We start from the raw sequence: 20,513 nt of genomic DNA, 5'->3' as shown, positions 1-20,513 counted from the left end.
GGCCATGCGCCATGGCTTAAGCCCGCCAGCATAAACTTCGCAGTCAGTCTTGTTAAGGAAATTCCTGGCGACTTAGGTGCAATGGTCTACAGCTTGCGCAACCGTTTCAACCAAGGAGCAGCACATGGCCCAAGACCCACGCCCCTGCGGCGCCCCCTTCAAGCGGCTGTTCTTCGCCTTGCCGGTGGGCGATGCCCAGCGCCGCGAACTGGCCCGCTGGCGCCGCGGGCTGGGCTTGCGCAGCGGCAAGCCGGTGCAGGCCGACAACTTTCATGTGACCTTGCTGTTTTTGGGCGATGTCGATGCCGGACAGGTACCGGCGATCTGCGCGGCGGTCGAACGTCTGGAGCGACCAGCGGCGCCGTTGCGGCTGCTGCTCGACCGGCTGCAGGTGTGGCCGCGGCCCGGGGCTTTGCTGCTGGCCCCGGAGCACACGCCGCCGGCCCTGTTGCAGTTGGTGTATGGCTTGCAGCAGGCGCTGTTGCCGTTGGGGGTGCAGGTTGGCAACCGTGAATACCGGCCGCACCTGACGCTGTCGCGGGATTACCGCGGCCAGCCACCAGAGGCCGGGGAGGCGCCGGAATTCTTCCTCAGCGCCCGGCACTTCACTCTGTATGAGTCGCGCAAGGGGCAGTACTGGCCGCTGGCCGAGTGGGCACTTGGTTAGCCTGCACATCCCTGTAGGAGCCGGCAACGCCGGTGCCAGGCCACAGATCGATGTTACCCGGGCCTGGCCCTATCGCCGGCAAGCCGGCTCCTACAGGTTTGTTTCGGGCCAGTCTCTCCTGTGCCGGTACCAGGGTACGCCTTGTTGGTACAACGAGATTTCGGCATGTGCGCCTTGGCCGCTGCGCATGACTCAAGACATGCACCAAGGCAGGCGCCGGTACTTGCATAGGAATAACTGGCCCGAAACAAACCTGTAGGAGCCGGCTTGCCGGCGATGCGCCGCGCGGGCGGCGCTCGATCTCACAGGCGCTGAAACATTGTCGGCGAACACCTGTCAGCCCTTACTCCCCCAGTTCCTTCAAACCGGCAAGCTCTGATACGGCTGCTCCTCCCCCGGGCTGCGCGCAAACTCGCGCTTGTACTCGCGGCTGAACTGCGAGGTGCTCTGGTAGCCTACCCGGTGCGCCACCTGCGCCACCCCCAGCCGTTCGCCGATCAGCATCTGCTGCGCCTTGAGCAGGCGCAGGCGCTTGAGGTACTGCATCGGCGCCAGGTCAGTTGCGCGCTTGAAGTGCTCATGGAAGGTCGACACGCTCATGTTGGCGCGGCTGGCCAGCTCCTCCACCCCCAGTGGCTCGGCGTAGTGGGCACGCAGGTAGGCCATGGCCGCACCGATACGGGCAAAGTGCCCCTGCTGCTCCACCAGCGCCCGCAGCACCCCGGCCTGGGGCCCGCGCAACGCGGTGTAGAGCACCTCGCGCACCCGCGCCGGGCCCAGCACCCTGGCGTCCATCGGGTCCTGCAGGCACTGCAGCAGGCGCTCGACGCTGTCGCGCATGGGCGCATCCAGCGCCGCCGAGCTCATCGACTGCGGGGTCTGTACCTGCACCGCGGCGTCCGGCGCCAGGTGCATGCTCTGCACCAGTTCGCCCAGCAGGGTGCGGTCGATGTCCACTGCCACCCCCAGCAACGGCGCTTGCGCAGTAGCGAAGGTTTCGCACATGAACGGCACCGACAGCGCCTGCACCAGGTAATGCCCGGCGCCGTATTCCAGCGTGCGCGGGCCCAGGCGCGCCAGCTTGCTGCCCTGGGCGAGGATGATCAGGCTCGGCTCGTAGATCTGCGGGCTGCTGGCCACGTAGTGGTCCCAGGTCAGCACCTGCACCTGGGGCAGGGCGGTCGGCACGAAGCCCGGGCGGGTGGCGAGGCTGCGGATCAGCGAGCAGAGCGTGGCGTTGGCATCCACGTGACGGGTCAGTTGCATGGTCTACCTGGGGCAGAGAATCGGACAGTGCAATTTTCGCAGAATCACCGTTGTACGCCAGATGCTCATGCGAAGTTCCGGAGAATCAGGCATGCATGCCGGAGAATCGGCGGTGGGCGCGGGCCGTACCTGCGCGGAAAATGGCGCCACCTGAACCGTTTCACTTTCCGAGGTGCCCCCATGTATACCGCAATTGGTTACGCCGCCCAGACCCCCACCAGCCCCCTAGCCCCCATGACCTTCCAGCGCCGCAGCCCGCGCGCGGACGACGTGGCCATCGAGATTCTCTACTGCGGCGTGTGCCACTCCGATATCCACCAGGCGCGCAACGAGTGGGGCATTGCCGTGTACCCGCTGATGCCGGGCCACGAGATCGTCGGCCGGGTCACGGCGGTGGGCGAGAAGGTTACCGGCCACAAGGTCGGCGACCTGGTGGGTGTCGGCTGCATGGTCGATTCGTGCCGCCAATGCGCCGCGTGCAGCCAGGATGAGGAGCAGTACTGCCTCGCCGGCCCGACCATGACCTACGCCACCCCTGACCGGGTCGACGGCAGCAACACCATGGGCGGCTATTCCAGCAGCATCGTGGTCAGCGAGCACTTCGTGCTGCGCATACCGCAAGGCCTGGACCTGGCCAGCGCCGCGCCGATTCTGTGTGCCGGCATCACCACCTACTCGCCGCTCAAGGCGCACGGCGTGGGCCCCGGCCACAAGGTCGGCGTACTGGGCATGGGCGGCCTGGGCCACATGGGCATCAAGTTCGCCAAGGCCCTGGGCGCCGAAGTGACCCTGTTCACCCGCTCGGCAAGCAAGGCCGAAGAGGCCCGCCGCCAGGGCGCCGACCATGTGATCGTGTCCACCGACGCCGAGCAGATGGCCGCTGCCGCCGGGCACTTCGACTTCCTGCTCGACACCATTCCGGTGCAGCACGACCTCAACCCCTACCTGCAAACCCTCACCTTCGGTGGTGTGCACATTCTGGTGGGCCTGATCGAGCCGGTCGAGCCGCCGGTGCATGCCGCCAACCTGGTGATGCAGCGTCGGGTGTTGGCCGGTTCGCTGATCGGCGGTATCGCCGAAACCCAGGAAGTGCTGGATTTCTGCGCCGAACACGGCATCAGCTGCGATATCGAGATGCTCGACATCCGCAACATCAACCAGGCTTACGAGCGCATGATCGTGGGTGATGTGAAGTACCGCTTCGTTATCGACATGGCTACCTTACAAGCCTGATGCCACCCCTGTAGGAGCCGGCTTGCCGGCGATGAGGCCGGGCCTGTCTGAACAGACCTGACGGCCCTATCGCCGGCAAGCCGGCTTTCATGGAACAAACTACAACGGATTGATTTAACACGGTCCCTGTGGGAAGCGGCCTTGTGTCGCGATGGGCTGCATAGCAGCCCCAGGATTTTGGCATCATGCAAGATTGCTGGGGCTGCTATGCAGCCCATCGCGACACAAGGCCGCTTCCCACAGGTACAAGGTTTGCCTTGGGCTTGTGGGAGGTCGAATCACCGCGAACAGGGGCGACGTCCGTGTCATCCAGTGGCCTTACCAAGCCAGCGGCCGCTCGAACCCCTTCCAGCATACCCAGCGCCGCACCTCGCCATGCGCACCGGTACCGATCTGCCATGCCGGCCGCCGGGTATCCAGGGCAATCACCGAAATGAACCCCGCATAACTGGCCGCCACCAAGGTGCGCCCATCGGCACTGATGTCCATGGCGCTGATGGTCGAACCCAGAAAGTGCTGCCAGTGTTCCGCCCCGTACTCACCGAATGCGCGCAAGTAACCATGGGCATCGCCAACGATGTACTCGCCCTGGCGCGCCACCCCGGCATACAGCCGGGCGCCGTCCTGCAGCACGGGCGTGCGCGTATCCTCGCTGTAGTGCTCGGTGTCCAGCCCCGGCAGGTCGGCCACCCGTACCCCGACGCTGGCGCCGTGGTAGAAGTGGCAGGCGTTGAGCAGCAACTGGTCACCCGCCCGGTTGAACAACGCAAAATGCGGGTACTCGCTGGCCGGGCCGACCACCGCCAGGCGCTGCAGTTGTTCGCCCAGCACCAGGTGGCGGCCGCATTGCTCGCCCAGGGCGATCAGACGGCCGTCCGGCGACATCGCCACGTGCTGCATGCACAGGCCCAGGCCGACGTCGTCCGGGTCGGTGCCGGCGTCCAGCTCCTCGAGGATGTCTTCGGCGCGGGGCAGCAGGCGGGTGGCGCCGTCGGCGGCCAGCACGAAGATGCCGTCGCTGCTGGCCAGCAGCACCCGCTGGCCGTCAGGGAAGGGCAGCAGCGCGGTAGGGCGCGGCGGCATGTCCAGGGGTTCGAACGGAAAGCCTTCAGGCAGCCCTTCAAGGCCGTGGGGCCAGGGCAGGCGGGCCACCAGCGGGCCGCCCCAGCCATCGGTCACGCGCACGCCCTCGCTGTTGGCCAGGGCGTAGTAGCGCCGCTGCGGGCAGCGGCCAAAATACTCGACGCCGATCACCGGGGTTACCGCGACGCCATCCAGGCGCAGCACCTGGCCCTTTTCGAACGGCTTGCCGATGCGTGCCAGCAGGCTGCCGTCACCGAGCAGCAGCACCTGGTCAACCCCCTGGGCCTGTTCTTCGAGCAGTGGCAGCAGCGGCAGGTGCGCCGGCGGCCAGGCCTCGCGAAACAGCTGGCGCTGCTGCTCACCAGTGCCTGGCCGGTTGATCGCCAGCAGCGCCGCGCGCCAGGCGTCGAGCAGGTGCGCGGTGTCGGGGGTGGCAGGTTCTTCGAGGTGGTCCCAACCTTGCTCGCGGCCTTGCGCCACATACAGGTTGATCGCCTCGGCATAGGCCAGCACGGCCTCGCGCCACTGCTGCTGCGGGTGTTGCTTGTCCATGGGCGGATCGGGCTCCTTGTTCCGCGTTGTTGCTGGCAGTCGTGCCACAAAAGCGTGCATGGTACTCCGTCCACCGGCGAGGTTGTGAGGCCCGGGGTTGATGCGTACCATGGCTGCATCCTACTAATAACCAAACGTGCCTCGCCCAAGCCCCAGGCTGGCTGTCGATGCGCGTGCTGTTGCCTTGTCTGCGAGGAATGCGTTTTTCATGAATGGTCCGGTCCCCACCTCAATGCCGCCCACCGCCGGCACCGGCAGCTGGCTGAGCGTCATCGCCCTGGCCCTGGCGGCGTTCATCTTCAATACCACCGAGTTCGTGCCGGTGGCGCTGCTCAGCGACATCGGCCGCAGCTTCGACATGAGCACCGCCCAGGTGGGCCTGATGCTGACCATCTACGCCTGGGTGGTGGCGTTGGCCTCGTTGCCGATGATGCTGATGACCCGCAACGTCGAGCGCCGGCGCCTGCTGTTGTTCGTGTTCCTGGTGTTCATCGTCAGCCACCTGCTGTCGTGGGTGGCGCAGAGCTTTGCCATGCTGCTGGTCAGCCGCATCGGCATCGCCCTGGCCCACGCGGTGTTCTGGGCCATCACCGCGTCGCTGGCGGTGCGCGTTGCGCCGCCGGGACAGCAGGCCAAGGCCCTCGGGCTGCTGGCCACCGGCACAACGCTGGCGATGGTCATGGGTATCCCGCTGGGGCGGGTGGTGGGCGAGGCGCTGGGCTGGCGGGTGACCTTTTTGTGCATCGCCGGGGTGGCGCTGGCTACCATGCTGTGCCTGATGAAGTCGCTGCCGCTGTTGCCCAGCCAGAACTCGGGCTCGCTGCGCAGCCTGCCGATCCTGTTCAAGCGCCCGGCGCTGGTCATCACCTACCTGCTGGTGACTTTGGTGATTACCGCGCAGTTCACCGCTTACAGCTACATCGAGCCGTTCGCCCTGCATGTGGCGCAGATCGGCGGCGAGCGCACCACCTTGCTGCTGTTGCTGTTCGGCGGTGCGGGGGTGTTCGGCTCGCTGCTGTTCAGTCGCTACAGCGAGCGCTTCCCCCATGGGTTTCTGCTGGGCGCCATCGGCGCGCTGGCCGCGTGCCTGCTGTTGCTGCTGCCGCTTTCAGGCAACTTCTACCTGTTCGCTGGCCTGAGCATGGTGTGGGGCGTGGCGATCCTGAGTTTTAGCCTGTCGTTGCAGTCCAAGACCCTGAAGCTTGCATCGGATGCCACCGACGTGGCCATGGCGCTGTTCTCGGGCATCTACAACATCGGCATCGGCGGCGGCGCGCTGCTGGGCAGCATTGTCAGCAGCCAATTGGGCGTGGCCGATATCGGCCTGGCGGGGGGCGGTGTGGCGTTGGCCGGGTTGGCGCTGGCGTTGGCCGGTAGCCGGCGGTTGCGTTAGATGGGCGCCGGCCTCATTGCAGGCTGGCGCCGAGGATCCCACAGATGCTCATGATTGAAGGTCGGTGGGTCTTTGTGAGGTGGCTTGTATATTGCGATGTGCGCTGTTGTTTGTTTTGAAAGTTTTATGTGCATTCATTATTTGTAGTGACGCTTATTCACCTTTCCGCCCTTACGGCGGCTCACTTTTTGAAGCATCAAAAAGTAAGCAAAAAATGCTCGCTGGTATGACTCACCCACATAGGTGACAAATCAGTTCACGCACATAGGTAACAGTTTTTAACTGGCATGGTCGGTTTTTCGAGGGTCTGACCATGCCTTGGCGAGAGCTGAAACCTATGGACATGAAATTGCTTTTCATCGCGGACTATCTCCATGGGGCGCCTAGCTTCAGCGCCCTTTGCGAGGCCTACGAGATCAGTCGAAAGACCGGTTACAAATGGGTAGAGCGTTACGAGAACGATGGTCCGCCAGGCTTGGAGGAACGCAGCCGTCGTCGGCTGACGCAAGATTGGGTTGCGCCCGTCGCCGTTCGTGAGGCCATCATCGAATTGCGTGGTCAGGGCCAGACGGAGCCTGGCCCCAAGAAAATCCAGGCAGCTTTACAGGAGCGTTTTCCTGACGAGGCGCCCCCTTCCAAGACAACGATCTACAACATCCTCAAGAAGGCCGAGCTGATCAAGCCGCGACGCCTGCGCCAGCGTGTGGCGGTCTATCCCAAGCCGCTGGAAAAAGCGGAGTCGCCCAATCAGCTATTCAGTGCGGACTACAAAGGCCAGTTTCTGACAGGCGCTGGGGTCTGGTGCTATCCGTTGACGATCATGGATCACGCCAGTCGTTTCTTGCTTGCGTGCCACAGTATGGCCAACACGAACTTCCTGGAGACACAGGCTGTGTTCACTGAGGTCTTTCGCGAGAACGGGCTACCTGAACGTATCCGAACCGATAACGGCGTGCCGTTTGCCAGCAAAGGGCGTGCGGGGCTCTCCCAGCTGTCCATTTGGTGGCTGCGCCTGGGCATTATTCCTGAACGTATTGCGCCTGGCAGACCGGAGCAAAATGGTCGGCACGAGCGTATGCACCGAACACTCAAAAGTACGCTTCCGTCACCTCCCGCAGTGGCTTGGGAGGCTCAACAACGGCACTTCGACCGCTTCCGGCAGCACTACAATTACGAGCGGCTCCACGAAGCACTGAAGCAGAAAACACCAGCGTCCTGCTATCAGCCTTCGCCACGCCCGTTCCCGGAAAAACTACCTGAAATGACTTACCCCAGTCATATCGAGAGTCTGCCAGCTGATCGAAGTGGCATCGTCAACCGTCGGGGTTTGAGGATCTACGTAGGTTACGTGCTCAAGCATCAGACCATTGGGCTGGAGCAGGTCGGGGATGGGGTGTGGGATGTTATTTTCGGCCCAATCATTCTCGGCAGGATCGATGAGCGAGATGCCGATGATGGTTATGTAACACTTCAGGTGTTGTCACCTATGTGAGTGAACTTTTGTGTAACCCATGTGGGTGGCCCGTACACGCTCCATTCATCCGGCCCCCTGCGCTGCGCTCCGGGGGCTCCCTCACTCCGGGCTTGCTCCGGGGGTACGCGCCGACGGGCCGTCCCTGGCCCGATCGGCGCTCGACCGGCATCCATGCCGGTCGCCCCCCTACGCAATCCCGCAGTGAAGCCTCCTGAAGTCGCGAAGTTAGTGGCGGCGCCTGGGCTGGCGCAGCTAACCGCTAGTTGCCACTGTGGGAACTCAGGAATTGATCGCGGGGCAAGCCCGCTCCCACGTAGTTGGTCGTATGCAGTTATAACGTGGGAGCGGGCTTGCCCCGCGATGGCGTCAGAACAAACAACACATCAATAACAATCAAACCAACATCCCAGCTCTTGATCTGGCTCTTGATCTTGCTTCTAAGCGCGCGGAAGTTCAGACAACACAAATCGCGACTTCAGGAGGCCGAGCGCAGGGATTGCGTAGGAGGGCGACCGGCATGGATGCCGGTCGAGCGCTGATCGGGCCAGGGACGGCCCGTCGGCGCGTACCTCCGGAGCAAGCCCGGAGCGAGGGAACCCCCGGAGCGCAGCGTAGGGGGCCGGATGATGGGAGCAGGGATTTTTTGGTGACTTTTTGATCCCTCAAAAAGTTACCCGCCGTAAGGGCGGAAAGGTGACTAAAAGCCGCTATCGTCAACGAATGCGCATACATCTCCAAAAGCAATCACCCTGGCCTATGACCCCGCCCGCCCCCCGGCAGCCAGGCACCAAACCACCCCCTACCGCAAAAACGGATTACGCAACCGCACCCAAACTACAGCCGGCAGCGCCATCAGCAGCCACTTCAGGTACTTGTTCACCCCGAACTGTTCGCATAGCACCCCAATGACCGTGCAAACCACCACCACCGCCATAAACTCGATCATCTTGTACATGGAGACTGTTCCGTCATAGCCGCAAGGAAGAGGGCGCGCACTTTAGCAGTTGCATCCGGCGGCGGTGTGTATGGCATTGCGCAGTAACACTTTCAACCTTTACACCTGAGCCCCTTGGGCTACCGTCCCGGCTGCCCCCATAGCCCGGACGTCATCCCATGCCCACCTTCCACGGCGGTTGCCTGTGCGGCCGAATCCGCTTTCGTGCCAGCGGCACACCGCGCTTTCCCCACACCTGCTCCTGCCATCTGTGCCAGCGCCACTCCGGCAGCCTTACGCTGTGCTGGGTCGAGTTCGACAAGATGGCGGTGCACTGGACCGGGGAGGGCGGGGCGCCCAGCCTGTACCGGTCGTCCGAGCACTCCAGCCGGGGGTTCTGCCCCGTTTGCGGCAGCTCAATTGGCGCCATCGACGACGCTCCCACCGTGGCACTGTTGCTGGGCAGCTTCGACCGCAAGAGCGCCCCGACCCTGCGCCCGCAGAGCCATTCGTTCACCCCCTCGCGGCCACGCTGGTGGGGCGCTATTCTTGCCCCATGACCACCCAACCCCTTCAACGCCACCCATGCCCACCCGGCGCCTGTGACTGCGGCCGTGAGCAACTGCTCGAAGGCCCGGCAGAGGTGCAGCGCATCCTGCTACTGACGCGTGAGGAAGAAAAGCGCCTGCTCGAACGCCTGGAAAACCTCAAAGACCTCGAAGACCTGCAGCGCCTGCAGCAGCGCATGTACCTGAACCTCGGCCTGCGCGTGCACATCGCCCCCGGCTACAACGAGGTACGCACCATGCGCGGCATCGTCATCGAACTGGAGGCGCTACCGGGGCTTTGCCGCAAGACCCGGCAGTCTATTCCGGCGGCGATTCGCCGGGGGTTGGAGCGTAACCCGCAGGTGGCGTTCCGCCTGTTGGATGCCCACGACCTGTTGCGTGACGCCTAGCGCATTGCCGCCAGCTTGATGCCGAACCCCACCAGGCAAGCCCCCGCCAACCGCTCCAGCACGTTACTCACCCTTGGGTTGGCGCGCATGCGTTCGGCCAGGTGGTGGGTCAGCAGCACCGCCACCAGCCCGTACAAAAAGGTGACCGTGGCCACGGTCACCGCCATGAAGGCGAAGGTGACCATGCCCTGGTGCTTCACCGGGTCGATGAACAGCGGGAAGAACGCCATGTAGAACATGATCGCCTTGGGGTTGAGCAGGGTGATCAGCATGGTCTGGCGCAGGTAGCGGCCATTGCTCATGCTGCTTTCCCGGGGCGCCGCGCCGGGCTTGCTCAGTACCATGCGCAGGCCCAGCCAGGCCAGGTAAGCGGCGCCGGCCCACTGCACCACATGGAAGGCCGCCGGGTACGCCGCCAGCAGCGTGGCAACGCCCGCCACCGCCAGCCACATCAATACCTGGTCACCCAGAATCACCCCGCAGGTGGCGGCCAGGCCACCCTTGATGCCGCCCTTGCCGGTGGCGGTAATCAGGGCAAAGTTGCCAGGCCCCGGGATCGCCAGCAGGATGATGAAGGCAATCACGAAAGCGCCGTAATCGGTCACGCCGAGCATGGGGGAGGTCTCCTGGGGCAGGTTGGCAGTCAGGCGTTGATATATGCCATCATCCGCGCCACTTGCAAAGCCGCAGCTCACACGGAGGTGAACCATGGCATTCAACGAATACGAGCGTAGCCAGTTGCTGGCGCTCAAGGGCGTCGGCCCGACGGTGCTGCAGCGCCTGGAGCAACTGGGCTACCACAGCCTTGCGCAACTGGCCCAAGCCGACGCCGGGGATATCGTAAAGGCCGCTGCCAGCCTGGTGGGCTCCAGCTGCTGGAAGAACAGCCCCCAGGCCCGTACCGCCATCCAGGCCGCCATTGCTCATGCTCGGTTAATTTCCTGCGCACCTGCTTCGTCTTCCTGATAGCCGCCCCGCGCCCGGCGCGTTCGGCCCACATCATCCAAGGAGACAGGCAATGACTTCCGTATTCGACCGCGACGACATCGTGTTCCAGGTAGTGGTCAACCACGAAGAGCAATATTCCATCTGGCCCGACTACAAGGCCATCCCCAACGGCTGGCGCGCGGTGGGCAAGAGCGGCCTGAAAAAAGACTGCCTGGCCTACATCGACGAAGTCTGGACCGACATGCGCCCGCTGAGCCTGCGCCAGCAGATGGCAGCCGCGGCGCAGTGACCGTGGCCACGTTGAACCTGCTGTGCCTGCCGTACTCAGGGGCCAGCGCCATGGTCTACAGCCGCTGGCGGCGCAAGCTGCCAGCCTGGCTGCAGGTGCGCCCGGTGGAGTTGCCTGGGCGCGGTGCGCGACTGGGCGAAGAGCCTTTCACCGACATGCAGGCCCTGGCGCGCAAGCTGGCCGATGAGCAGCGCCTGGTCGCTGGTGCGCCCTATGCGCTGCTTGGCCATAGCCTAGGGGCGCTGTTGGCCTTCGAACTGGCGCATGAGCTGCAAGCGCTGGGCTGCCCGCCACCGGTGGCGTTGTTCGCCTGCGGTACGGCGGCGCCGACCCGTCGTGAGGACTACGACGGCGCCAATTGGCGCGAACCCAAGGGCGACGCCGAGCTCAAGGCCGAGCTGCGCAAGCTGGGTGGCACCCCGCAAGAGGTGCTGGCCAACGAGGAACTGATGAACCTGACGCTGCCGGTGCTGCGCGCGGACTTTCTGCTGTGCGGGCGTTACGCCTACCGCCAGCGCCCGCCGCTGCATTGCCCGCTGCATGTGCTGGGTGGCGAAAGCGACCGGGCGAATCCCGAGCAGTTGCAGGCCTGGGGCAAGGAAACCCTCGGCCCGTTCAGCCTGGACATGTTCCCCGGCGGGCACTTCTTCATCCATGAACATGAAGACGCGGTGCTGGGCTTGCTCGGCGCCACCCTCGAGCCGCACCGGCTCAGTGCCTGATTGACGCCTGCGTTTGCCTGGGGGAGGCTAGAGGCTTTCACAGGCAAGGCACAGACAATGCTGATTGACTCATCCAACGCCACGCTGCTGGTGGTCGACATCCAGGAAAAACTCATTGGCGCCATGAGCGACCCCGCCGGCACCGCCGCCCGGGCCCGCTGGCTGCTGGCCGCCACCGCCGTCCTCGAGTTGCCCACGGTCATTTCCGAGCAATACCCCAAAGGCCTGGGCCACACCCTCGAGGCGTTGAAGGCTGCTGCGCCTGCTGCTGAAATTGTCGAAAAACTGCATTTCTCCTGCGTTGCTGCCGAGTGCCTGCCGGCCAGCCTGCTGGCCCGCGAACAGGTGATCGTGTGCGGCATGGAAACCCACGTCTGCGTGCTGCAGACCGTGCTTGGCCTGCGCGAGCTGGGCAAGCAGGTGTTTGTGGTCGAGGACGCCTGCGACAGCCGCAGCACCGCCAGCAAGGCGGCGGGCCTGGCGCGCATGCGTGACGCCGGGGCGCATATCGTCACCCGTGAAATGGTGCTGTTCGAGCTGATGGGCAGCGCCGGCCACCCGCAGTTCAGGCATATCAGCAAGACCTACCTGGTCGGTGAGCAGCCCTGAGGGCAGCAGTGATGGCTTAGTGCTACGCGGTGTTTTAAAGTGCAGGCGGATTTCATTACCCCCTACAGGAAGTTGCCATGAAGACCCGCGTCATGCTGTTCGCCTCACTGTCCCTTTGCGCCCTTGCCCCGCAGGTACTGGCTGCCCCCGCCAAGCTTGCCGAGGTGTTCAACGGTGACATGCTCGGCACCAACCTGCGTTATTTCGAATCCAAGGCCGGCGTTGCCCGCACCAGCAATGGCGACAGCCACAGCTACAAGGTGCAGGGCTGCGACATCACGGCCAACGCCGCCGGCGGCACCATCAGCGAGTTGCGCCTTGAGCTGTCGCCCACCTGCAAGGCCGACCTGCACAGTTTCATCGGTGATTTTGCGCCCAAGGCCGGCCAGCCGCTGACCTTCGGGGCGCTGGACCAGTCCACGGGCGGTGGCGGCATCGAGTTCTACGCCGACTGCCTGCAACTGTGCGGCAATGCTGCCGACCCGTCGGTGTATGGCCTGTGGGAAGGGCCGCGGGCCATCGGTTTCATGCAGGTGCTGGTGGAAGCCAAGCTGGTGGACGATGCGCCGATCAAAGCCGCAAGCGACTGGGCGCAAGCCATGACCCAGGCCAAGGGCGACGATTTTGTCACGGACACGCGCTTCAACTGCGAACGTACCTTCGATGCCCAGGCCCTGCAGGCGTTCGCCAAGGTGCAGGCCACAGCCGTTACCCTGGGTACCGAGCTGAGCAAACCCGGCTGCTGATTGAAAGTGCGCGCCCGCCACCGCTAGGCTTACGCCATGCAAAGTGGAGGGCGTGAATGATGAATGGGCGGTTTGCAGCGTTGGCTGTGGCAACTCTGGGCCTGCTTCAGGGCTGTGTCGGGCACCGCGAGGAGGCGCCCGAGGCGGACCCTGCCAAGGTCCGCGCCCAGTTGCTGCGCCTGCTGCCGGCGCAGGTCAAGGACCGCGAGGGCTGGGCCGAGGACATCCAGGTGGCGTTCCAGGCCCAGGGCCTGGCCCCGAGCAAGGGCAACCTGTGCGCCGTGCTGGCGGTGACCGAGCAGGAGTCCACCTTCAACGCCGACCCGCAGGTACCCAACCTGGGGCGCATCGCCCGTGAAGAGATCGATCGCCGCGCCGCGCGCCTGCACATCCCGAAACTGCTGGTGGACGGCGCCCTGCAAACCCCGTCGAGCAACGGCAAGAGCTACCAGCAACGGCTGCAGGCGGTGCGCAGCGAGAAACAGCTCAGTGCCCTGTACGACGAGGTGATCGGCCGCCTGCCATTGGGCCGCACGCTACTGGACGGGCTCAACCCGGTGCACACCGGCGGGCCGATGCAGGTGAGCATCGACTTTGCCGAGCAGCACAGCAAAGGCTACCCCTACGACTACCAAGGCACGGTGCGCCAGGAGGTGTTCAGCCGCCGTGGCGGGATGTACTTCGGCATCGCCCACTTGCTGGGTTACCCCACCCACTATGACCGCCCGCTGTACCGCTTCGCCGACTTCAATGCCGGCTGGTACGCCAGCCGTAACGCGGCGTTCCAGGCCGCCCTGAGCCGCGTGACCGGTGCAGCGCTGGCGCTGGACGGCGACCTGATCGCCCCCGGCGCGCTGATGCCGGGCAAGACTGAAACCGCCGCGCGCACGCTGGGGCCGAAGCTGGGCTTGCGCAACCCGCAGATTCGTTCGCAGCTGGAGAAGGAGGGCAGCCTGGCCCTGGAGGAGACCGACCTGTACCAAGGCGTGTTCCGCCTGGCCGAAGCCAAGGCCGGTAAAGCGTTGCCAAGGGCAGTGCTGCCCGGTATCGAGCTGAAGAGCCCGAAGATTACCCGCAAGCTGACCACGGCGTGGTTTGCAGGCAGGGTGGATGAGCGCTACCAGCGCTGCATGAAGCGCTGATCGTAAAAAGTACCTCATCCCTGTAGGAGATCACCCAGCCCTTTCGGGCTGCGCTGTCGCGCAGAGAACGGGTCTTGCAGATGCTCCACGGTCTCTGTGGGAAGCGGCCTTGCGTCGCGACGGGCTGCGCAGCAGCCCCTAGGTCTCGGCCTCATGCAAGATTGCCGGGGCTGCTACGCAGCCCGTCGCGACACAAGGCCGCTTCCCACAGGGACCGTGCTAAATCGACGAGTTGTGATTTGCTCCATAGGAGGCGGGTTGTCGGTGCTCAGCCCTGGCTCAACGCCTTCACTACCTGCTCGACACTCGCCTTGAGCCCGGCCACGGTATCCTCCGGGTCGCTCTCCACCACCAGCAGCTTCGCCCCGCCAGCAGCAATGGCTTCGGCCACCTTCGCATCAGGCTGACGGTGGTGCAGCACCAGCGCCACATCCTGGCCCTTGAGGTTGTCGGTCAGCGCTTTGAGCGCCGCCTCATCCCACTGGTCATCGGCCGGCAACGGCTGCTCCACCACATCCAGGTTCAGCCCGCTGGCCAGGTAGCCCAGGCGCTCGGACAGGCTCACCACGCTGAGGTTGTCGACCTCGGCCAGTTGCGTCTGGCTGCTGGCGGTCAGCTCCAGCATCTGGCGTTTGAGCGTGGCCAGGTTGGCCTGGATCTTCGGCTTTTCAGCAGGCGACAGGCGCTCCAGGTCGTTGGCCAGCACATCGGCCATGCGCCCAAGGTTGCTCGGGTTGAGCCAGGGGTAGGCGGCGAACGCCTCGTCATCCTTGACCGCGATGCCCGGCAGCGCGCCATCCACCGGGCGCGCGGCGTCGATCTCGACAATGCGGATATTGCTGCGCCGGGCCATGGGGTACAGCGGGTCGTCGCGCCAGATCGAGCGCACGCCGATCACCGCATCGGCCTTGAGCGCCGCCTTGTGCAGGCTGGCGCCGCCGCGGCCGCTGAAATACGACGGCTGGCGCGTGGCGGGCAGGTTGGCCGGGGCGGCGCGGGTCAGTTGCACCTGGGTGCCCTGCAGCAGCGCGCTGGCCAGGCTGTGGGTCAGCGCCAGGGTGGTCAGCACCTGGGTGTCGGCTGCCTGGGCCAGTGCTGGCAGGCCAGCCAAAGCCAGGGTCAAGGTGAGGCGTTTGAGCATCGGGGTCATGCCGGGTTTCCTTGCAGGCGGGGTACGAGGGCGCGGGCCAGGGCGGCGAGGGCGAAGCACATGCCGGCCACCAGAATGATCGCCGCGCCCGAAGGCACCGGCAGGTCGAAAACGATCGGCAGCAAAATGCCGAGCAGGGTGCTCAGGGTGGCAATCACCACCGAGACGAAGAAAAACCCTTTGAGCGACTGGCTCACCAGGCGCGCCGCAGCGGCTGGAATCACCAGCAGGGCGCCCACCAGGATCGCCCCGATCACCTTCACCGCCGCCACGGTCACCAGGGTCACCAGCACCACGAACAGGTAGTCCAGGGTCTTCACCGCTACCCCGCGCACTGCTGCCAGCTGCGGGTTGAAGCTGGCCAGCATGATGCGGTTGTACAGCGGCACGGCCAGGGCCAGCACCAGCACGGCTACGATACCCAGCACCAGCAGGTCCTGGCCGCTGACGGTCAGCACCGAGCCGAACAGCACGTTCTCCAGAATATGCACGTTGATCTTGCCGGCCAGCATCAGCAACAGGCTGGCGCCCAGGGCCAACGACACCGACAGGAACACCCCGATCAGCGTATCCGGCGAAAGCCCGGTGCGGTTGCGCAGGTAGTTGAGCAAGATGCCGAACAGCAGGCAATAACCGAACAGGCTGCCGTAGGGGCCGGTGTAGGGCTCACCCAGCAAGATGCCGATGGCCACGCCGGTCAGTGCGGCATGGCCCACGGCTTCGGAAAAGAACGCAAAGCGCTTGACCACCACCAAGGTGCCCAAACCGCCCAGCACCGGGCCGATCATCAGGCCCGCCAGCAGGGCGTTGACCACAAAACCGTAGGCCAGCGCCTCGGGCAGGTAACCCGCGCTGGCCCATTGCTGGACCATTTCGCGGAAAGCGTCGTAATTCATCAGGCAAGGCTCTCGCTGCGCGGGTGGACGGAAAACAACCCGAGCAGGCGCTCGGGGGTCAGGGCTTCGGCTGGCGGGGCATCGAACAGCACCTGGCGGCTCAGCCCGGTGACCCGGTCGGCCAGGCGCAGCACTGCTTCAAGGTCGTGCTCGATCCACAGCACCGTGGTGCCGGCCTGGCGCCAGCTGTGCAGCAACTGCTCGAAGACCTGGATACCGGCCTCGTCCAGCGCCGACATCGGCTCGTCCAGCACCAGCAGTTGCGGCTCGGGGATCAGCCCCTGGGCCAGCAGCACGCGCTGGCGCTCGCCACCCGACAGCGCACCCATGCGCCGCTTGCGTTTGTCCAGCATGCCGACCCGCGCCAGCGCTGCGTCGATGTCCGGGCGCACGCGACGCGACAGCCCGAGAAACGCCGGGCGGCGCTGGCACATGGCGGCCATGAAGTCGTCCACGGTCATTGGCAGGCCACGGTCGAATTCCAGCGCCTGGGGCACGTAGCCGATCACCTCGCGCTCACCCGGCCAATGCAGGGTCAACTGGCCCTGGTGCGGCATCTGCCCGAGCAAGGTCTTGATCAGCGAGCTCTTGCCGCCGCCGTTGGGGCCGACGATGGCGTGCACGCTGCCGGGGGCGACGCTGAAGCGCACGTTTTCCAGGATGCGCGTGCGCCCCAGGGTCAAGTCGATGCCCTCGAACTCGATGCGCGGCCCGTGGCTGCTGACGAAGTTGGCGGCGGCGGTCACGCGCGGTTCTCCTGGATGGCCTGCACCACGGTGTCGAGGTTGCGCTTCATCTCCACCTCGTATTTTTCCTTGGTGTACTCGCCATAGGAGATATGGGTCAGCGGGTAGATGCGCACGCCCGATTCGCGCTGGATGGTCTCGACATAGGCCGACGGGAAGTCCATTTCCGAGAAGATTACCTTCACGTCCAGCGCCTTGAGCTGGTCGATGGTCTTTTTCAGCTGCGCAGGGCTGGGCTCGATGCCGTGGGCCGGCTCCACCACTGCGGTCACTTCCAGGCCGAAGTCGCGTACCAGGTAGTCGTAGGCAGCGTGAATGGTGGCCACGCGCAAGGTCGCACCTGGCGCCTCGGTGACCTTGGCCAGGGCCTCGGCGCGCAGGGCCCGCAGGCGCTTGGCATAGGCGCGGGCGTTGGCTTGGTAGAACTTGGCGTTGTCCGGGTCGAGCTTGCCCAGCTGGCGGGCGATGTTGTTCACCTGGGCAATGGTGGCGCTGATCGACAGGAAGGTGTGCGGGTTGACCACCTTGCCGGCGCCACGGGCGGCGATGCCGGTGGCTGCCAGCAGCGGCACGTTGGCGTTGGATTCGATGGTCTGGATGCCGGGCTTTTCGCTGGCGGCGATCATGCGGTCGGCAAAGTCGTCGTGGCCCACGCCATTGAGCACGATCACATCCAGCGTGCCGATGCGCTTGATGTCCTCGGCGCGCGGCTCGTAGGCGTGGGGGTTGAAGCCTGCCGGAATCAACGGCACCACCTCGGCCTTGTCGCCGACGATATTGCTCACGTAGCTGTAATAAGGGTGCAGGGTGATGCCGATGCGCAGCGGCTTGCCGTTGTCGGCGAGGGCCAGGGCGGGCAGGGTGGCGGCCAGAAGCAGCGCCAGGGCGCGGGCGAAGCGGAGCATGGGCAGGTCCTTGAAATCAGTGGCGGTGCTGGCGGGTGACCCCGGCATCGTAGTGGGTGACGATCTGCTGCCAGCCGGCGGCGATCAGGGTGTCGGCATCCAGGGCGTCAGGGGCCACGGCGCTGCTGTCGCGGCGCAGCCAGAGGTCGGCAGGGGCCTGGCCGTCGAGTGGCACGATCAGCAGGAAGCTGCCGGCCACTGCTGCATCCTGGCTGTGGCCCAGGTAGGCGTTGCCAGGCAACTGCGTCCATTGGTGGTTGCCGCGGCTCTGGCTGCTGGCATCCGCCACGAACGGCGGCAGGCCTTCGTCGGCCAGGGCCTCGGCGCCAGGTGCGGTGCCGGTTTCGTCGCGCAGGGCGCGGATCTCGTCCGCCGCCACCCACAGGTCGGTGTGGATGCCTTGCTCGGCGGCGTTGAGGTCGCGGCGGGCATCCAGCTGGTGGGCTTCGACCGTTTGTTCGTCGTCGCGCTCGCCGCGCAACGACACCACGCTTGCGGCCAGCAGCACAATCAGCAACGCCGCCAGCAGCACGTACAGGGTTTCATGCCCGGCACCGGCCGGGCGCACCAGCTGTGCGCGGCTCATGGCGCACCGATGTCGGCGTGGTCGACTTCCACCACGTGGCCGGGGCCGGCATCGAACAGCACGTAGAACTCACCGTCGGGGCGCTTGAAGGTCAGGCTGGAATCGTCCCCCAGCTTGCTGGCCACCAGCACCTGTTCGTCATAGCCGATCACATCCAGGGTTACCCCCGGCGCGCCGCTGCCGTCGGAGAAGCCACCCTTGCAGGTGATCTGCTCGCCGCTTTCGGTGCATTCGCACATCGGGTTGTGCGCCAGCGCCGGGGTGGCGGCCAGCAAGGCGAAGGGCAGGGCGAGCCTGCGCAGCAGCTGTTTCATTTGTTGCCTCCTTGTTTCTCGAGCCAGGCCACGGTGGCCGGGGATGCCTTGGCCAGCGGGACCGAAGCCTGGTACATCTTGCCGTCCCAGCCTTCGAGGGTGATCCAGATGTCGGCGTCCGGGCGGGTGCGCGGCGGGATCGGCAGGTTGGTGACCATGCGGTAGGGCGAGCCGAAGAAGATGGTGCCGGCGGCACGCAGGCTGCGGGGTTTGCCGACCCGCAGGTAGACCGCCTTGACGCCTTCGGTGCAGGTCTTGCACAGGGCGGCGTTGAACGCCTTGAAGTGGCCGGCCGGGCCATCGGCACGCGGCGCCTCGTCGCGCATCTCGGCCAGGTCCAGGCTCCAGCGGCCTATCGGGATGCCCTGGGTCACGTTGGCGCCCAGGCCGCTCTCGCCGCGGAACAGTTTGGCGTCGGCGAAATACTTGGGCATGAAGCCCAGCGGTATGAGAATCAGCAGGATGTTCAAGTGGAAGCGCCACTTCAGCCACCACTGCTTGAAGCCGCCCTGCGGCAAGGTATTCGACTGGCTCATGGCTGGGCCTCCACGGTGGTGTCACCGGCTTGCTTGACCCGCACCGGGCGCTCGCTGCGCTTGAGCGCGGCGGCAGTGGCCTGGGCGGTGCGCTTGGTCCAGATCAGCAGGCCGCTGAACACCATCAGGGTCAGTACCAGGCCGAAGAAGAACCAGATCAGCTTGATCGCCAGGCCGCCGAAGTCGCCGGTGTGCAACGGGCGCATCGACTCGGTGACGAACTCCAGCGCGGAGCGGTCGGCCAGCAGGAACTGGCTGTCGACATTGCGCGTATAGGGGTTGACCTCGGCGGTCTGGAACATCAGCGGGTACCAGCCGCGCCCGCCCATGCTGATGTGGCTGTAGGCGGTCAGTGGCAGCGAGATGAAACTGACCTCCAGGCCGTCGATGGCCTGGGTGGCGATGCGCGCCGCCTCGTCCAGGTCGATGCGCGGCGCTGGCGTACCGTCAGGCGTCTGCGGCACCTGCTCACGGGCGATTACCGGCACCACAGGTTCAGTGGAAATGGTCACGTGATTGTCGCCAAGAATCGCCTGGATCAAAAACCAGGTGCCGGTGATGGAAATCACCGCAATGAACCAGATCGACCACACCCCGGCCAGGCGGTGCACGTCGCCCCAGAAGATTCGCCGGCCATGGCCGGTACGCACCGGCTTGAAGAAGCCGCGCCAGAACTTCTTGTACACCACCAGGCCGGTTACCAGCGAAGCCAGCATCGGCAAGCCGAGGATCGACACCAGGTACCAGCCCCAGCTGTAGCCGTTGGTGAACGGCACCAGCCACCAGCCGTGCAGGGCGCGGGTGAAGGCCTCGAAATCGAAGCTCGGCCGCTGGCCCTGGATCGCCCCGCTGTATGGGTTGACGTAGAGCAGCGAGGTGGTGCCGTCCGGGCGCGTTACCGAGGCGTTGAGGGCGAAGTGCGAGCCATCCGGCTGGCTGAGAAAGCGCACCGCCAGGTCCGGCTCGGCCTTGTGCATGGCATCCAGTACCTGCTGGAAGCTCAGCCGCTCGGCATCGGCGGCGTCATCGGGCTTGCTGGCGCGCACGTCCGGGTTGGCCAGCCAGACGATCTCCTGGCTGACCACTGCGAGCATGCCGGTAAAGCACACGATCAGCACAAAGAACCAGATCGGCAGGGCAAGCCAGCTGTGCACCAGGAACCACAGTTTGGAGTTGGATTTCTTTTTCGGTTGTCGGGCCATCGGTCGGTCTTCTGCATAAAAAGTGCGGTCGAGACGCGGCTCAACCGTGAAGGCTGCACTTAATAGGACGGATGAGAATGAGAAACCTGCCAGGCTAAATGAAAGCAAATGTTTCAGGGCGACCGGCGGCGCCTGCCGGCCACGGTTAATTTTCCCTTTTGG

At 65.1% G+C, this 20,513-nt stretch carries 24 protein-coding genes; 12 read left to right on the top strand and 12 right to left on the bottom strand.

The window, feature by feature from the left end:
• The first annotated feature begins 124 nt into the window (after positions 1–124).
• Positions 125–667: an RNA 2',3'-cyclic phosphodiesterase gene (thpR, locus tag KSS94_RS16600; protein WP_217839185.1), complete on the top strand. Its 543-nt coding sequence runs from the start codon at positions 125–127 to the stop codon at positions 665–667.
• 360 nt (positions 668–1,027) lie between these two features.
• Here thpR and KSS94_RS16595 read toward each other — a convergent pair whose 3' ends face one another.
• Complete coding sequence (locus tag KSS94_RS16595) at positions 1,028–1,933, bottom strand: AraC family transcriptional regulator (RefSeq protein WP_217839184.1); 906 nt, start codon at positions 1,931–1,933, stop codon at positions 1,028–1,030.
• 180 nt (positions 1,934–2,113) lie between these two features.
• Between KSS94_RS16595 and KSS94_RS16590 the strand changes: the two genes are divergently transcribed.
• Positions 2,114–3,166: an NAD(P)-dependent alcohol dehydrogenase gene (locus KSS94_RS16590; RefSeq protein ID WP_217839183.1), complete on the top strand. Its 1,053-nt coding sequence runs from the start codon at positions 2,114–2,116 to the stop codon at positions 3,164–3,166.
• Positions 3,167–3,484: 318 nt separating this feature from the next.
• On the opposite strand, the gene KSS94_RS16585 is transcribed toward KSS94_RS16590, so the two are convergent.
• Entirely contained in the window at positions 3,485–4,801 is a 1,317-nt protein-coding gene (locus KSS94_RS16585; RefSeq protein ID WP_217839182.1) for a YncE family protein, read from the bottom strand.
• 208 nt (positions 4,802–5,009) lie between these two features.
• Between KSS94_RS16585 and KSS94_RS16580 the strand changes: the two genes are divergently transcribed.
• Both KSS94_RS16580 and KSS94_RS16575 read left to right on the top strand, forming a co-directional pair.
• On the top strand, positions 5,010–6,194 hold the full coding sequence (locus KSS94_RS16580; protein ID WP_217839181.1) for a sugar transporter: 1,185 nt from the start codon (positions 5,010–5,012) through the stop codon (positions 6,192–6,194).
• Positions 6,195–6,507: 313 nt separating this feature from the next.
• Positions 6,508–7,686 carry an integrase core domain-containing protein gene (locus tag KSS94_RS16575; RefSeq protein WP_217839180.1) on the top strand — a complete coding sequence of 393 codons (1,179 nt, stop codon included), beginning with the start codon at positions 6,508–6,510 and terminating at the stop codon, positions 7,684–7,686.
• Between the two features lie 781 nt (positions 7,687–8,467).
• Here KSS94_RS16575 and KSS94_RS16570 read toward each other — a convergent pair.
• Positions 8,468–8,623, bottom strand: coding sequence for a hypothetical protein (locus KSS94_RS16570; protein WP_217839179.1), 156 nt, complete (start codon positions 8,621–8,623; stop codon positions 8,468–8,470).
• 158 nt (positions 8,624–8,781) lie between these two features.
• Here KSS94_RS16570 and KSS94_RS16565 point away from each other — a divergent pair, with 158 nt between their 5' ends.
• Both KSS94_RS16565 and KSS94_RS16560 read left to right on the top strand, forming a co-directional pair.
• Complete coding sequence (locus KSS94_RS16565) at positions 8,782–9,162, top strand: GFA family protein (protein ID WP_217839178.1); 381 nt, start codon at positions 8,782–8,784, stop codon at positions 9,160–9,162.
• Entirely contained in the window at positions 9,159–9,560 is a 402-nt protein-coding gene (locus KSS94_RS16560) for a hypothetical protein (protein ID WP_217839177.1), read from the top strand. The genes KSS94_RS16565 and KSS94_RS16560 overlap by 4 nt, the downstream gene beginning before the upstream one ends.
• Here the strand turns inward: KSS94_RS16560 and KSS94_RS16555 are convergent.
• Positions 9,557–10,174, bottom strand: a complete 618-nt coding sequence (locus KSS94_RS16555) for a LysE family transporter (RefSeq protein WP_217839176.1) — start codon at positions 10,172–10,174, stop codon at positions 9,557–9,559. The two genes, KSS94_RS16560 and KSS94_RS16555, sit on opposite strands and share 4 nt — an antisense overlap.
• Positions 10,175–10,268: 94 nt before the next feature.
• On the opposite strand from KSS94_RS16555, the gene KSS94_RS16550 reads away from it, so the two are divergent.
• The 6 genes from KSS94_RS16550 (at position 10,269) to KSS94_RS16525 (ending at position 14,016) form a co-directional block, all read left to right on the top strand.
• A complete protein-coding gene (locus KSS94_RS16550) occupies positions 10,269–10,526 on the top strand; it encodes a nucleotidyltransferase family protein (RefSeq protein ID WP_217839175.1) in 258 nt (85 codons plus the stop codon).
• A gap of 52 nt (positions 10,527–10,578) precedes the next feature.
• Positions 10,579–10,797 (top strand): MbtH family protein, encoded by a 219-nt coding sequence (locus KSS94_RS16545; RefSeq protein ID WP_217839174.1) that lies wholly within the window; start codon positions 10,579–10,581, stop codon positions 10,795–10,797.
• Positions 10,798–10,799: 2 nt separating this feature from the next.
• Entirely contained in the window at positions 10,800–11,519 is a 720-nt protein-coding gene (locus KSS94_RS16540) for a thioesterase II family protein (RefSeq protein WP_217839173.1), read from the top strand.
• 57 nt (positions 11,520–11,576) lie between these two features.
• Complete coding sequence (locus KSS94_RS16535; protein WP_217839172.1) at positions 11,577–12,128, top strand: isochorismatase family protein; 552 nt, start codon at positions 11,577–11,579, stop codon at positions 12,126–12,128.
• A 77-nt stretch (positions 12,129–12,205) separates the two neighbouring features.
• Complete coding sequence (locus tag KSS94_RS16530) at positions 12,206–12,874, top strand: hypothetical protein (protein WP_217839171.1); 669 nt, start codon at positions 12,206–12,208, stop codon at positions 12,872–12,874.
• Positions 12,875–12,933: 59 nt separating this feature from the next.
• Entirely contained in the window at positions 12,934–14,016 is a 1,083-nt protein-coding gene (locus tag KSS94_RS16525; RefSeq protein ID WP_437180018.1) for a DUF1615 domain-containing protein, read from the top strand.
• Between the two features lie 268 nt (positions 14,017–14,284).
• Here KSS94_RS16525 and KSS94_RS16520 read toward each other — a convergent pair whose 3' ends face one another.
• From KSS94_RS16520 to KSS94_RS16485, 8 genes are read right to left on the bottom strand one after another with little or no spacing between them, the layout of a single operon-like run.
• Positions 14,285–15,166, bottom strand: coding sequence for a metal ABC transporter solute-binding protein, Zn/Mn family (locus KSS94_RS16520; RefSeq protein ID WP_217839169.1), 882 nt, complete (start codon positions 15,164–15,166; stop codon positions 14,285–14,287).
• The gene (locus KSS94_RS16515; RefSeq protein WP_217839168.1) at positions 15,163–16,062 is read right to left on the bottom strand and encodes a metal ABC transporter permease; all 900 of its coding nucleotides are present in this window, start codon (positions 16,060–16,062) and stop codon (positions 15,163–15,165) included. Before KSS94_RS16515 ends, KSS94_RS16520 begins: the two co-directional genes overlap by 4 nt.
• The gene (locus KSS94_RS16510; RefSeq protein WP_217839167.1) at positions 16,062–16,808 is read right to left on the bottom strand and encodes a metal ABC transporter ATP-binding protein; all 747 of its coding nucleotides are present in this window, start codon (positions 16,806–16,808) and stop codon (positions 16,062–16,064) included. Before KSS94_RS16510 ends, KSS94_RS16515 begins: the two co-directional genes overlap by 1 nt.
• A complete protein-coding gene (locus KSS94_RS16505) occupies positions 16,805–17,713 on the bottom strand; it encodes a metal ABC transporter substrate-binding protein (protein WP_217839166.1) in 909 nt (302 codons plus the stop codon). Before KSS94_RS16505 ends, KSS94_RS16510 begins: the two co-directional genes overlap by 4 nt.
• Before the next feature lie 16 nt (positions 17,714–17,729).
• On the bottom strand, positions 17,730–18,299 hold the full coding sequence (locus KSS94_RS16500) for a DUF6162 family protein (RefSeq protein WP_217839165.1): 570 nt from the start codon (positions 18,297–18,299) through the stop codon (positions 17,730–17,732).
• Positions 18,296–18,613: a hypothetical protein gene (locus tag KSS94_RS16495; RefSeq protein ID WP_217839164.1), complete on the bottom strand. Its 318-nt coding sequence runs from the start codon at positions 18,611–18,613 to the stop codon at positions 18,296–18,298. Before KSS94_RS16495 ends, KSS94_RS16500 begins: the two co-directional genes overlap by 4 nt.
• Positions 18,610–19,149 carry a PA2404 family protein gene (locus KSS94_RS16490; RefSeq protein ID WP_217839163.1) on the bottom strand — a complete coding sequence of 180 codons (540 nt, stop codon included), beginning with the start codon at positions 19,147–19,149 and terminating at the stop codon, positions 18,610–18,612. Before KSS94_RS16490 ends, KSS94_RS16495 begins: the two co-directional genes overlap by 4 nt.
• On the bottom strand, positions 19,146–20,351 hold the full coding sequence (locus KSS94_RS16485; protein WP_217839162.1) for a PepSY-associated TM helix domain-containing protein: 1,206 nt from the start codon (positions 20,349–20,351) through the stop codon (positions 19,146–19,148). The genes KSS94_RS16490 and KSS94_RS16485 overlap by 4 nt, the downstream gene beginning before the upstream one ends.
• Between the last annotated feature and the right edge of the window lie 162 nt (positions 20,352–20,513).

Source organism: Pseudomonas fakonensis, from assembly GCF_019139895.1.
Lineage (GTDB): Bacteria > Pseudomonadota > Gammaproteobacteria > Pseudomonadales > Pseudomonadaceae > Aquipseudomonas > Aquipseudomonas fakonensis.
This window is presented reverse-complemented; position numbering and strand designations above follow the sequence as displayed.

Coding starts and splice junctions, on each gene's coding strand:
- KSS94_RS16550 (WP_217839175.1), top strand. CDS start 10,269: ATGGCATTCAACGAATACGAGCGTAGCCAGTTGCTGGCGCTCAAGGGC.
- thpR (WP_217839185.1), top strand. CDS start 125: ATGGCCCAAGACCCACGCCCCTGCGGCGCCCCCTTCAAGCGGCTGTTC.
- KSS94_RS16590 (WP_217839183.1), top strand. CDS start 2,114: ATGTATACCGCAATTGGTTACGCCGCCCAGACCCCCACCAGCCCCCTA.
- KSS94_RS16520 (WP_217839169.1), bottom strand. CDS start 15,166: ATGACCCCGATGCTCAAACGCCTCACCTTGACCCTGGCTTTGGCTGGC.
- KSS94_RS16495 (WP_217839164.1), bottom strand. CDS start 18,613: ATGAAACAGCTGCTGCGCAGGCTCGCCCTGCCCTTCGCCTTGCTGGCC.
- KSS94_RS16555 (WP_217839176.1), bottom strand. CDS start 10,174: ATGCTCGGCGTGACCGATTACGGCGCTTTCGTGATTGCCTTCATCATC.
- KSS94_RS16570 (WP_217839179.1), bottom strand. CDS start 8,623: ATGTACAAGATGATCGAGTTTATGGCGGTGGTGGTGGTTTGCACGGTC.
- KSS94_RS16545 (WP_217839174.1), top strand. CDS start 10,579: ATGACTTCCGTATTCGACCGCGACGACATCGTGTTCCAGGTAGTGGTC.
- KSS94_RS16505 (WP_217839166.1), bottom strand. CDS start 17,713: ATGCTCCGCTTCGCCCGCGCCCTGGCGCTGCTTCTGGCCGCCACCCTG.
- KSS94_RS16485 (WP_217839162.1), bottom strand. CDS start 20,351: ATGGCCCGACAACCGAAAAAGAAATCCAACTCCAAACTGTGGTTCCTG.
- KSS94_RS16595 (WP_217839184.1), bottom strand. CDS start 1,933: ATGCAACTGACCCGTCACGTGGATGCCAACGCCACGCTCTGCTCGCTG.
- KSS94_RS16560 (WP_217839177.1), top strand. CDS start 9,159: ATGACCACCCAACCCCTTCAACGCCACCCATGCCCACCCGGCGCCTGT.
- KSS94_RS16530 (WP_217839171.1), top strand. CDS start 12,206: ATGAAGACCCGCGTCATGCTGTTCGCCTCACTGTCCCTTTGCGCCCTT.
- KSS94_RS16500 (WP_217839165.1), bottom strand. CDS start 18,299: ATGAGCCGCGCACAGCTGGTGCGCCCGGCCGGTGCCGGGCATGAAACC.
- KSS94_RS16565 (WP_217839178.1), top strand. CDS start 8,782: ATGCCCACCTTCCACGGCGGTTGCCTGTGCGGCCGAATCCGCTTTCGT.
- KSS94_RS16585 (WP_217839182.1), bottom strand. CDS start 4,801: ATGGACAAGCAACACCCGCAGCAGCAGTGGCGCGAGGCCGTGCTGGCC.
- KSS94_RS16515 (WP_217839168.1), bottom strand. CDS start 16,062: ATGAATTACGACGCTTTCCGCGAAATGGTCCAGCAATGGGCCAGCGCG.
- KSS94_RS16525 (WP_437180018.1), top strand. CDS start 12,934: ATGAATGGGCGGTTTGCAGCGTTGGCTGTGGCAACTCTGGGCCTGCTT.
- KSS94_RS16575 (WP_217839180.1), top strand. CDS start 6,508: ATGCCTTGGCGAGAGCTGAAACCTATGGACATGAAATTGCTTTTCATC.
- KSS94_RS16535 (WP_217839172.1), top strand. CDS start 11,577: ATGCTGATTGACTCATCCAACGCCACGCTGCTGGTGGTCGACATCCAG.
- KSS94_RS16580 (WP_217839181.1), top strand. CDS start 5,010: ATGAATGGTCCGGTCCCCACCTCAATGCCGCCCACCGCCGGCACCGGC.
- KSS94_RS16490 (WP_217839163.1), bottom strand. CDS start 19,149: ATGAGCCAGTCGAATACCTTGCCGCAGGGCGGCTTCAAGCAGTGGTGG.